This window comes from Geodermatophilus sp. SYSU D00814, from assembly GCF_054050055.1.
The window spans coordinates 19,542-31,351 of the sequence record NZ_JBJGYP010000001.1 but is presented as its reverse complement, the minus strand read 5'-3'; the positions used below and the strand labels follow the sequence as shown (position 1 = coordinate 31,351).

At 73.6% G+C, this 11,810-nt stretch carries 8 protein-coding genes; 3 read left to right on the top strand and 5 right to left on the bottom strand.

Translation table 11 applies throughout. From position 1 onward, the window contains the following. The 3 genes from ACI780_RS00110 to ACI780_RS00100 all read left to right on the top strand — a co-directional run bounded on the left by ACI780_RS00110 (window position 1) and on the right by ACI780_RS00100 (window position 2,519). On the top strand, window positions 1-894 hold the full coding sequence (locus ACI780_RS00110; RefSeq protein ID WP_457000333.1) for an endonuclease domain-containing protein: 894 nt from the start codon (window positions 1-3) through the stop codon (window positions 892-894). 85 nt (window positions 895-979) lie between these two features. Then, window positions 980-1,513 (top strand): MarR family winged helix-turn-helix transcriptional regulator, encoded by a 534-nt coding sequence (locus tag ACI780_RS00105; RefSeq protein WP_456871002.1) that lies wholly within the window; start codon window positions 980-982, stop codon window positions 1,511-1,513. Window positions 1,514-1,547: 34 nt separating this feature from the next. Further along, window positions 1,548-2,519 carry a tetratricopeptide repeat protein gene (locus ACI780_RS00100; protein WP_456871003.1) on the top strand — a complete coding sequence of 324 codons (972 nt, stop codon included), beginning with the start codon at window positions 1,548-1,550 and terminating at the stop codon, window positions 2,517-2,519. Window positions 2,520-2,525: 6 nt separating this feature from the next. Here the strand turns inward: ACI780_RS00100 and ACI780_RS00095 are convergent, their stop codons facing one another. The 5 genes from ACI780_RS00095 to treS form a co-directional block, all read right to left on the bottom strand. After that, window positions 2,526-3,920: a neutral zinc metallopeptidase gene (locus tag ACI780_RS00095; protein ID WP_457000331.1), complete on the bottom strand. Its 1,395-nt coding sequence runs from the start codon at window positions 3,918-3,920 to the stop codon at window positions 2,526-2,528. Between the two features lie 85 nt (window positions 3,921-4,005). Then, window positions 4,006-5,391, bottom strand: a complete 1,386-nt coding sequence (locus tag ACI780_RS00090) for a neutral zinc metallopeptidase (protein ID WP_457000330.1) — start codon at window positions 5,389-5,391, stop codon at window positions 4,006-4,008. 190 nt (window positions 5,392-5,581) lie between these two features. Beyond that, a complete protein-coding gene (gene glgB / locus ACI780_RS00085; RefSeq protein WP_457000329.1) occupies window positions 5,582-8,422 on the bottom strand; it encodes a 1,4-alpha-glucan branching protein GlgB in 2,841 nt (946 codons plus the stop codon). Window positions 8,423-8,528: 106 nt separating this feature from the next. Then, complete coding sequence (locus ACI780_RS00080; RefSeq protein ID WP_457000328.1) at window positions 8,529-9,932, bottom strand: maltokinase N-terminal cap-like domain-containing protein; 1,404 nt, start codon at window positions 9,930-9,932, stop codon at window positions 8,529-8,531. Then, window positions 9,929-11,791: a maltose alpha-D-glucosyltransferase gene (gene treS, locus ACI780_RS00075; RefSeq protein WP_457000327.1), complete on the bottom strand. Its 1,863-nt coding sequence runs from the start codon at window positions 11,789-11,791 to the stop codon at window positions 9,929-9,931. Before treS ends, ACI780_RS00080 begins: the two co-directional genes overlap by 4 nt. Between the last annotated feature and the right edge of the window lie 19 nt (window positions 11,792-11,810).

The following is an 11,810-nucleotide window of genomic DNA, read 5'->3' as shown; positions in this document are numbered from 1 at the left end:
GTGCCCAGGCCACCCCGCCGACCGCCGGAGCTGCGCGGCCGTGTCTTCCGCGGGTCCAGCGTCGTCTCGGCCGGACTGCTCACGGAGAACGAACTGCGCGGACCGGCCTGGCGCCGGGTCTTCCGCGACGTCTACGCCTGCACCACGGTCGACCTCACGCACCGGCTCCGGGCCCGGGCCGCGGCGGTCCTCGTGGTGCCGGGCGCCGTCGTCAGCGGCAGGAGCGCGGCGGTGCTGTGGGGACCGGACCTGGCCGGACCGGCCGATGACGTCGAGCTCACCGTCCCGCCCGACCGGTGCCGCGTCCGGGTGCCGGGGATCCGGGTCCGCCGGGCCGCGCTGACCGGGGACCAGGTCACCCGCCGGTCCGGCGTGGCGGTCACCACCGCTGCGGCGACGGCTGTCGCCGTGGCCGCCTCCGGTCCGTTCGAGGAGGCGGTCGTCGCGCTCGACCGGTTCGTCGCGGCGGGCGTCGTCGACCTCGCGACCATCCGCCACGCCGCCGCGACGGCGACCGGTCGCGGGTGCCGGCAGGTCCGGGCGGCGGCGGCGCTCGCCGACGGCCTGGCCGGTTCGCCGCAGGAGACCCGCCTGCGCCTGCTGGTGCACCGGTCGGGGCTGCCGCGGCCCGTCGCGCAGTTCACCGTCCGCGACGACCGCGGCTTCGTGGCTCGTGTCGACCTCGCCTGGCCCGGACACCGGCTCGCGGTCGAGTACGACGGCCGCTGGCACGGCGACCCGGCGCAGTTCGTGGCCGACCGGCGCCGGCTCAACCGGCTGACCGAGGCGGGGTGGCGGGTCCTGTTCGTCACGGCCGAGGACCTGCGCCGTCCGGCCCGCCTCGTCGCCCGGATCGCCGCGGCGCTGGCCGCTCAGCAGCGAGTGGTCGGCTGACGTGGTCGGGGACCCGTGGTGGCCCCGGCGGGTGACCGGTCGGTGCGGACACAGGCCGCGCGCGGGGGCAGGTAGCGTCGGGCGCATGGTCCGGGCGCTGGGGCTGCCGTTCGACCCGATCGAGCGGGCCGGGGAGACCTGGGAGCAGCGCTTCGGCCCGGCGTCGGCGATGCGCGCCGCGACGTCGGTGTTCCGGGTGCAGCAGATCCTGCTCGCCCGCTTCGACGAGGTGCTCCGCCCGCACGGGCTGACCTTCGCCCGCTACGAGGTGCTGGTGCTGCTGACCTTCAGCCGCACCGGGCAGCTGCCGCTCAAGGTCATCGGCAGCCGGCTGATGGTGCACCCGACCAGCGTCACCAACGCCATCGACCGGCTGGTCGCAGCCGGCTACGTCGACCGGCGGCCCAACCCCGCCGACGGGCGCGGCGTCCTCGCCGGCATCACCGACCGCGGCCGCGCGGTGGTCGAGACGGCCACCGCACAGCTCACCGCGCTCGACTTCGGTCTCGGCGACCTGCCCGACGCCGAGCAGGAGACGCTCTTCGCGCTGCTGCGGCGGGTGCGGCTGGGCGCCGGCGACGTCGCGGACGTCGATCCGGCGCCGTCCGCCGAGGGCTGACACCGCGCCCGCCCGCCGGTGGGATCATGGGGGCATGCAGCCCACCCGTCCCGGACGCCCCGACCCGCGCGCGCAGGCCCAGCAGGCGCAGCTGGCCGCCTCCCTCGCCGGCGCGGTCGACCTCGCCGCCGTCAAGGCGCGCTCGGAGGCCGCCGCGCGCGCCCAGGCCGCTCCGCCGCCGAGCGCCGCCGCCCCGGCCGGCGCACCGGGCTCGGCGGTCGTCGACGTCACCGAGGCCACCTTCCAGACCGAGGTCCTCGACCGCTCCTTCCAGGTGCCGGTCGTGCTCGACCTGTGGGCCGAGTGGTGCGGCCCCTGCAAGCAGCTCTCCCCGGTGCTCGAGCGGCTGGCCGCCGAGGGCGGCGGCTCGTGGGTGCTGGCCAAGGTCGACGTCGACGCCAACCCCGCACTGGCCCAGGGCCTGCGCGTGCAGGGCATCCCGGCGGTCAAGGCCGTCTGGCAGGGCCAGCTCGTCGCGGAGTTCACCGGCGCCATCCCCGAGGAGCAGGCCCGCCAGTTCGTCACCGAGCTGGTCCGCGCCACCACCGGCGGCGCGGTCCCCGGGGCCGGTCCCGACGCCGAGGACGAGGGGATGGACGACCCCCGGCTCGACGCCGCCGAGGCCGCCCTCGACCGCGGTGACCTCGAGGCCGCCGAGGCCGCCTACGCCGCGATCCTCGAGACCGAGCCCGACCACCCGGTCGCGGGGCTGGCGCTGCGCCAGGTCCGGCTGATCCGCCGCGCCGAGGCCGCCGGCCCCGGTGCCGTCGCCGCCGCCGACGCCGCCCCCGACGACGTCGAGGCGCAGACCCGCGCCGCGGACTTCCAGCTCGGCACCGGCGACGTCGAGGGCGCGTTCACCCGCCTGGTCGACGTCGTCCGCCGGACCGCCGGTGACGACCGCGACCGCGCCCGCCAGCACCTGGTCGAGCTGTTCGACGTGGTCGGGCCCGAGGACCCGCGGGTCGTCGCCGCCCGCCGCCAGCTCATGGCCGCGCTCTACTAGGCCGCATCAGACCCCGACGTCGCAGGACCCCGCGCCGTTGAGGAAACCGGCGCGGAACAGGTCGACCAGCTGGAAGCCGGTCAGCTCGACGTCGGCGAGCACGTCCGGGTCGTTGCCGTACTCGAGCAGGAACTGCACGCTCTCGTCGATGTCGCCGGGGGAGATCCGCACGCTCTGCAGCTGGTTGTTGTAGACCTGCGCGGAGTACCAGCCGGTCAGGCACACGGCCGACTGCAGTGCCGCGGTGTCGTCGGTGGACAGGCCCAGCTGGTCGCGGGCGGCCAGCGCGTAGGGGATCGCCACCCCGGTGACGACGGCGAAGTCGCCGAGCTCGTAGACCTGGTCGGCGAACCGCTCGTCGTAGGCCACCAGCCCGTCGCCGTCCCCGCCGTCGGGGCAGAAGACCAGCGCGACGTCGGCGGGGGCGCAGCCCGGCGGACTCGTGGTGCCCTCCAGCTGCGGCTCGGTGAACTGCGCGTCGAGCACCTCGGTGAACGCGCGGCTCCAGAACTCCGGCAGCGAGGTCTCGATGAGGCTCAGGGTGTCGGGGAAGGAGGCGTTGCCGCCGGTGGCGAAGTCCCGGTCGCTGGTGAACTCGCCCTGGGTGAAGACCCGGTCGGGGCCGAAGTCGTCCCGGCAGGCCGTGGCGCCGTCGTCGAAGCCCTCCTGGAAGGCCGAGACGCGGTCGAAGTAGGAGCCGTGCGCCTGCTGCTCGCCGGTGCCGGTGCCCACCGGGTCGCGCAGCAGGAAGTAGCCGCGCAGCAGCTGGTCGAGGTCGTCGGTGTCGATCGAGGAGAACTCGGCGTCGCCGGCGGTGACCCACGCCGTCCACGCCCCGGCCATGCAGTCGGCCTGCGTCTCGGTGGCGATCGAGGTCTGCGGGTAGCCGACGCGGGCCTGGACGGCGTGGCCGTACTCGTGCGCCATCACCAGCTGGGGCAGCACCTCGCCGTAGCGCGCGGCGAGCTCGCCGAGGAAGGCCCGGTCGTAGCTGATCGAGTCGGAGTTGGGCGCCTCCTGCGAGGAGCAGTAGAAGGCGTTGTTCTCCAGCTCGCGCGGGTCGGTGCCGCAGCCGATGCCGTCGGGGTAGAGCGAGGGGTCGACGTCGTCGGGATCGACGCTGAAGTAGCCGCCGGTCAGCGGCGGGAACTGCTGCCCGTACACGTCGGGGAAGCTCTCCGACCAGAAGGTCTGCAGGTCGGCCAGCGCGTTGCGGGCGAGGGTGTCGATCGGCCCGTCGGTGGCGCCGACGATCCGCAGCGTCCCGTCGTCGACCGACTGGGTGGGCATCCCCTGGGAGCGGGGGGTGCCGACGACGACGAACGAGCACGCCGACGTCACGAGGACGCCGAGGGTCAGCAGCGCGGCGAGGGCGCCCCGGGCTGGCGCGGTGTGGCTCATCGGAGCCGCTCCTACCCGGGCGGGCGCGCTCCGAACGCCGACGGCGCCCGCGCCCTGACCAGGGCACGGGCGCCGTCGTGCGGGCTCAGAAGCCGATGTCGCAGCCGGCGCCGCCGTTGAGGAAGCCGTTGCGGAAGGCGTCGACCATCTCGAAGCCCGACAGCTCGGTGTTCGGGAAGACGCCGTCCTCCTGCCCGTAGGTGAGCAGGAAGATGGCCGCCTCGTCGACGTCGCCGGGGGAGAGGCTGCCGAGCTGGTCGAAGTCGCCGGTCCAGAACCGGGCGGTGTACCAGCCGGTCAGGCACACCGCGGAGGAGATCGCCGCGGCGTCGTCGATGGGCAGGTCCAGCTGGGCGCGCGCCGCCTGGGCGTAGGCGACGGAGATCGCCGCGGCGACGCCGAAGTCGCCGATGTCGTCGTAGGCCGACCCGAGCAGCTCGGCGTCGAGGTAGACGGTGTCGTCGGCCTCGCAGTAGCCCAGGTCGCGGTTCTCCGCGCCCATGTCGCCGCAGTCGGGGGCGTCGCCCTCGAAGGTCTCGATCGCCGGCTCGGTGAACTGCGCGCCCAGGCCCGGGAACACCGACTGGTAGAACGCCGGCAGGGTGGAGGCGACCAGGTCGCCGATCTCGTCGGCGGGCAGGTTGCCGGCGTTGTCGAGGTCGTCCTGCGTCGTGAACTCGGTGGCGGTGAACAGCCGGTCCTCGGTGAAGTCGTCGCGGCAGGAGCCCACGCCGCCCTCGTAGCCGGCGTAGAAGGCCGACATCCGGTCGAAGCCGGAGCCGTGCGCCCGCTGGTCGTCGGGGTCGGTGCCGACCGGGTCGCGCAGCCCGATGACCCCGAGGACGACCTGGTCGAGCTCGGCGGCGCGCAGCGCGACGTGGTCGGCGTTGCCGTCGATCACCCAGCGGGTGAAGGCGCCGGCCAGGCAGTCGGCCTGGGTCTCGACGACGATCGTCGAGTCGGCGAAGCCGAACCGGCCCTGCATCGCGTGGCCGATCTCGTGGGCCATGACCGCCGGGCCGAGGTAGGGGCCGTACGCGTCGCTGAGCTGCTGCAGCAGCGCGCGGTCGTAGGCCACGACGTCGCAGTTGGGGTCGTAGTGGGCGTTGTTGGCCACGCCCTCGGGGTCCTCGGGCGCACGGGCGCAGCCGATCCCGGTGTCGGGGTAGGCCGACTCGTCGATGTTCGTCGAGTCGACGGAGAAGTAGCCGCCGGTGATCGGCTGGTACTCCTCGCCGAAGTACTCGGGGTAGGCCTGCGACCAGAAGGTGTCCAGGTCGGCGAGGGCGTTGCGCGCGAGCCGGTCGGCCTCGGTGTCGGCGACGCCGGTGATCGGGAAGTCCGCGGAGGTGACGTCGACCGGCACGTCCGGGCCGCGCGACGCGGTGCCGGAGACGGTGCTCGTGCAGCCGGTGAGCAGCACGCTGCCCGCCGCTGCCGCGACGACGACGCGGCGCAGGACATGCCTCATCTGAGCTGGTGTTCCTTCTCTGCCGGGGTGCCGGCACCCGGGAGCGGGTGCCCGTGGGCCGGTCCGCGCCACCGGGGGCGGCGCGGAGCCGGGCCATGATGCACGGACGGGGCAGGGGGCGGAACAGGTCTGCGCACGGCGACGGCCGGGCCACTCCCCAGAGGAGCGGCCCGGCCGTCGGCGGTCTGACTCAGCCCTCGTGCAGGAACCAGACGGTGCCCAGCGGCGGAGCGGACACGGTGGCCGAGAACGGCTGGCCGTGCCAGGACTCCTCTACGGCCTCGACGCCGCCGTAGTTGCCGACGCCGGAGCCGCCGTAGCCCTCGGCGTCGGTGTTGAGCACCTCCCGCCAGCGGCCGCCGCGGGGCAGGCCGATGCGGTAGCCGTGGTGCGGGGTGCCGGAGAAGTTGCAGACGACGGCCAGCACCTGACCGGCGGTCTGCCCGCCGTCGGGGGTCTCGCCGCCGGCGCCGGCCTCCGCCGCCTGGGTGCGGGTGGGGACGTCGGCCACCTTCGGCCCGCCGTAGCGCAGGAAGGTGAGGACGTTGCCCGACGCGTCGTTGGCGTCGATCCACTGGAACCCGGCCGGGTCGACGTCGAGCGACCACAGCGCCTCGGTCTCGCGGTAGCGGGCGTTGAGGTCGGTGACCAGCTGGAGCACGCCGCGGTGCGCGGGGTCGTCGAGGTGCCACCAGTCCAGCGAGCGGCTCTCGGCCCACTCGCCGTCCTGGGCGAACTCCGAGCCCATGAACAGCAGCTGCTTGCCCGGGTGCGCCCACATGTAGGCCAGGAAGCCGCGGACGCCGGCCAGCTGCTGCCACCGGTCACCGGGCATCTTCCGCAGCAGCGAGCCCTTGCCGTAGACGACCTCGTCGTGGCTGATCGGCAGCACGTAGTTCTCGGAGTAGGCGTACATCATCGAGAACGTCAGCTGGTTGTGGTGGTAGCTGCGGTGCACCGGCTGCCGGGAGACGTAGGACAGCGAGTCGTGCATCCAGCCCATGTTCCACTTGAACCCGAAGCCCAGGCCGCCCAGGTGGGTGGGCCGGGTGACGCCGGGCCAGGCGGTGGACTCCTCGGCGATGGTGACCACGCCGGGCACCTCGCGGTAGACGGTCGCGTTGACCTCCTGCAGGAACGACACCGCCTCCAGGTTCTCCCGCCCGCCGTACTGGTTGGGCACCCACTCGCCGTCCTCGCGCGAGTAGTCGAGGTAGAGCATCGAGGCGACGGCGTCGACCCGCAGCCCGTCGATGTGGAACTCCTGGCACCAGAACAGCGCGTTGGCGACGAGGAAGTTGCGCACCTCGGTGCGGCCGAAGTTGAACACGAACGTGCCCCAGTCCGGCTGCTCGCCGCGGCGGGGGTCGTCGTGCTCGTAGAGGGCGGTGCCGTCGAAGCGGCCCAGCGCCCACGCGTCCTTGGGGAAGTGCGCCGGCACCCAGTCGACGATGATCCCGAGACCGGCCTGGTGGGCCCGGTCGACGAGGTAGCGCAGGTCGTCGGGGTGGCCGAAGCGCGAGGTCGGGGCGTAGTAGCTGGTGACCTGGTAGCCCCAGGAGCCGCCGAAGGGGTGTTCGGCGACCGGCAGGAACTCCAGGTGGGTGAACCCGGCCGCGACGGCGTAGTCGACGAGCTCGTCGGCCAGCTGCCGGTAGGACAGCCCCTGCCGCCAGGAGCCCAGGTGCACCTCGTAGATGCTCATCGGCCGCTCGTGCCAGCCGCCGCGCGCCCGCTCGGCCAGCCACGCGTCGTCGTTCCACTCGTAGTGCGACTCGGTGACGACCGAGGCGTTGTGCGGCGGCACCTCGGTGGCGAAGGCCATGGGGTCGGACTTCTCCCGCCACACGCCGTCGGCGCCGAGCACGTGGAAGCGGTAGCGGCTCCCGACCGGGACGCCCGGGATGAAGATCTCCCAGACGCCGATCGACCCGAGCTGGCGCATCGGGTAGAGCCGGGCCTCCCAGTAGTCGAAGTCGCCGGTGACCTTCACGCCCTGGGCGTTGGGCGCCCACACCGCGAAGGAGACGCCCTCGACGGTGCCGCGCGGGGTGTCGTAGCGGCGCACGTGGGCGCCGAGCACGTCCCACAGCCGCTCGTGGCGGCCCTCGCCCACCAGGTAGCGGTCGATCTCGCCGAGGGTGGGCAGCCAGCGGTAGGGGTCGTCGACGGGGAAGGTGTCCGCGCCGTAGGCCACCTCGAGCCGGTAGTCGCCGGGCTGCGCCGGCAGCCGGGCCTCGAAGATCCCGCGGGGGTGGATCTGGCGGGCCTCGTGGCGGGCGCCGTCCTCGGCGACGACGACCACACCGGACGCGTCGGGCCGCAGCGCCCGCACGACCCAGCCGTCGCCGGAGGGGTGGGCGCCGAGGACGCGGTGCGGGTCGCGCGACCAGCCGTCGACGATGGCGCGCAGGTCCTCCTCGGAGACGGCGTCGGCCGGGACCGCGGCGCCCTCCCCGCCGGCCCCGGAGGCCGGCCCGCCGTCCTCGGCGGGTGCCTGCGGCGCGGTCACCGGCGTCGGCTCGGGCTCCGACACGGGCGCGCCGGTGGGCGAGCCGGGCTCGGCGATCGGCGCGGGGGCGACCACCGGCGCGGTCGTGCCGCCCTGCTCGGCGACGACGTCGGCGGTGGGCACGGCCGCCGTGTCGGCCGCGGTCCGCTGGGCGGGGGTGCGCTTGCGGGTGGCCTTCACCGGGGCCTCGCCCTCGGCGGCCTTCCTCGCGGTCCGCTTGGCGGTCTTCCGCGGGGCGGCGGGCTCGGCGGCGCCGTCCCCGGCGGCGACCGCCGGGACCGCCGCGGTCGTCGCCTTCTTCGCGGGGGCCTTCTTCGCCGGTGCCTTCTTGGCCGCGGCCCGCTTGGCCGGGGCCTTCTTCGCCGGGGCCGCGTTCACGACCGGCTCGCTCTCGGCCGCCACGGCCTGCGCGGCCCGCTCGTCGACCACCCGCTGCAGTTCCTCCTTGGAGGCCGGCGCCTCGGCGGTCTCGTGGGCGGTGGGCGTGCCGGGAGGGGGTGTCGAGTCGCTCGTCGTCATCGTCGCTTGCCGTCCTCTGCCGTCGTCTCGTGCCGTCGTCTGGTCCGCGGGTGCCGTCTCCGGGAGGTGCGCCGTGCGGTGTCGTGCTGTCGTCGTGCGGTGGGGCTCAGGACTCCCCGGCGGTGAGCCGGGACAGCGACTGCAGCGGGATCATGAGCCAGTTCGGCCGGTTGCGCGCCTCGTAGACGCACTCGTAGACCGCCTTGTCCGCCTCGAACGCGCGCAGGAGAGGGGAGTCCCCGCACGGGTCCATCCCGCTCGCCGCCGAGTACCCGGTGCAGAACGCGCCGCGGTTGCGCACTGCCCACTCCTGGGCCCGGTACGCGCGCTGGGCGTCGTCCGGTTGCTCCACGAGCATGTGACGTGCGGCGTAGTCGAAGCTGCGGAGCATGCCGGCGACGTCGCGCAGCGGGCTGTCGAGCTGCCGGCGCTCGGCCAGCGGGCGGGCCGGCTCGCCCTCGAAGTCGAGCACCACCCAGCCGGTCGCCGTCCGCAGCACCTGGCCGAGGTGGAGGTCGCCGTGCACCCGGTGGCGCAGCACGTCCTCGGGGCTGTCGGCGACGGCGGCGTACACCTTCCGCAGCGCCGCGACGTGCTCCTCCAGCTGCGGGACGACGCCCAGCGCCGCCTCCAGCCGCTCGGTCATGCCCCGGGCGGTCGCGGTGAACCACTCGCGGTCGGCCGGCGCGGTCGGCAGCACCCGCGCGAGGTCGGCGTGCACCGACGCGGTGGCCGCGCCCAGCCGCTCGCTGTCGGCGGCGAAGTCCCCGCCCACCTCGTCGGCGTGCAGGTCGCCCTCGGCGTAGAGGTCGCGGACGCTGGCCGTGGCCAGCCGCCACCCGTCGCTCGCGCCGCGGACGAAGGTCTGCAGCATCGCCACCGTCGCGGGCTCCGCCGACGGGTCGGGGTCGTCGATCTCGACGTACCCCAGCAGCGGGGCGATGTGCGGGTTCTCCGTGCGGCGGAGCGCCTCGCCGATCTCCACGTCGGGGTTGAGCCCGGGCTCGAGCCGGCGGAACAGCTTGAAGATGGCGTCCTGGCCGTAGACCAGCGAGGTGTTGCTCTGCTCGGTGGACACGATGTCGCCGGGCACGCCCTCGGGGATCGGCGCGGGGTCGGTCTGGCTGCCGGCCGGGTGGAAGTGCATCGGCCCGACGGTGGCGGCGGCGGTCAGGTGGGTCAGCCACGGCGTCGTCGCGTCGCGGTCGCGCATCGCGTCGTAGGCGTAGTTTTCCCGGTCGGCGCCCTCGGCGTCCTTGGCCGGCACCGCCCCGATGAACGCCGCGCTGAGGTCCTCCTCGGGGTGCGCGCGCCAGGACAGCGGCACGAGGTAGGTCTCGACGGCGCCGTCGGTGTAGGTGACGCGCACCCGGTGCACCGAGAGCACCGGCTCGGCGCGGGAGAGGAAGAAGCCCTCCTCGCTGACGTCGGCCCACTCCCGGCCCTTGCCGCCGAACCAGCGCTGGTGCGGCATCCAGTCCCGCAGGACCTCGGCGAGGGCCGTGCTCATCGGGCACCTCCGGTGCTGTCGTCGTCGGTGCGCGTGTCGCTGTCACCGGGGATCTGCTCGGCCTCGTTGACCAGCCCGGAGGCCAGCAGCGAGTCGGCCAGCGGGCTGCTGTCGGTGCCGGCCGCGGCCTGCTCCTCCACCTGCTCCTCGACGTGCTCGGCGGCCGGCTCCTGCGGGCGGGCCAGCTCGAACCAGTAGAAGCCGTGCCCGGCGAGGGTGAGCATGTAGGGCAGCACGCCGATCTGCGGGAACTCCACCCGGCCGGTCAGCTCGATGGGCGTGTACCCCTCGAAGCGGCGCAGGTCGAGCTCCACCGGCTGCGGGAAGCGGGAGAGGTTGTTGACGCACAGCACGATGTCGTCGCCGAACTCGCGCACGAACGACAGCACCGTCGGGTTGCGTGAGCCGACCTCCTCGTAGGTGCCCAGGCCGAAGGTCGGGTGCTCCTTGCGGACGGCGATCATCCGGCGGATCCACTGCAGCATCGAGTTGGTGTTGCGCAGCTGCGACTCGACGTTGGTGGTCTGGTAGCCGTAGACGGGGTCGGCGTTGAGCGGCAGGTACATCCGCTGCGGGTCGGCGGTGGAGAAGCCGCCGTTGCGGTCCGGGGTCCACTGCATCGGCGTGCGCACGCCGTCGCGGTCGCCGAGCCAGATGTTGTCGCCCATGCCGATCTCGTCGCCGTAGTAGAGGACCGGCGAGCCGGGCAGGCTCAGCAGCAGCGCGTTGAACAGCTCGAGGGTGTTGAGGTCGTTGTCCAGCAGCGGCGCCAGCCGGCGGCGGATGCCGATGTTGGCCTTCATGCGGGGGTCCTTGGCGTACTCCGCCCACATGTAGTCGCGCTCCTCGTCGGTGACCATCTCCAGGGTCAGCTCGTCGTGGTTGCGCAGGAAGATGCCCCACTGGCAGTTGTCGGGGATCGGCGGCGTCTGGGCCATGATCTCCGAGATCGGGAACCGCTGCTCCCGGCGTGCGGCCATGAACAGACGCGGCATCACCGGGAAGTGGAAGGCCATCTGGCACTCGTCGCCGTCCTCGCCGAAGTACTCGACGACGTCGGCCGGCCACTGGTTGGCCTCGCACAGCAGCACGCGGTCGGGGTAGTCGGCGTCGACCACCTTGCGCACGTGCTTGAGGAACTCGTGGGTGCGGGGGAGGTTCTCGCCGTTGGTGCCCTCCTCCTCGAACAGGTAGGGGACGGCGTCGAGCCGGAAGCCGTCGATGCCGAGGTCCAGCCAGAAGCGCAGGGCGTCGATGATCGCCTCCTGCACCGCCGGGTTCTCGAAGTTGAGGTCGGGCTGGTGGGAGAAGAAGCGGTGCCAGAAGTACTGCTTGCGGACCGGGTCGAACGTCCAGTTCGAGCTCTCGGTGTCGACGAAGATGATCCGCGCGTCGGCGTAGCCGGTGTCGTCGTCGGCCCACACGTAGAAGTCGCCGTAGGGGCCCTCGGGGTCGCTGCGGCTGGCCTGGAACCAGGGGTGCTGGTCCGAGGTGTGGTTCATGACGAAGTCGATGATCACGCGGATGCCCCGGGAGTGCGCCGCGGACAGGAACTCCTGGAAGTCCTGGATGTCGCCGAACTCCGGCAGCACGGCGGTGTAGTCGCTGACGTCGTAGCCGCCGTCGCGCAGCGGGGAGGCGAAGAACGGCGGCAGCCAGAGGCAGTCGACGCCGAGCCACTGCAGGTAGTCGAGCTTGTCGATCATGCCGCGGAGGTCGCCGATGCCGTCGGCGTTGCTGTCGGCGAAGCCGCGGACGAGCACCTCGTAGAAGACGGCGCGCTTGTACCAGAGGGGGTCGGTGCCGCGCGCCGGCAGCGCGGAGCCCGTCTGGGTCGGGTCGGGCACGGGGAGCGTCATCGGTGCGGGTCGTCCTCGC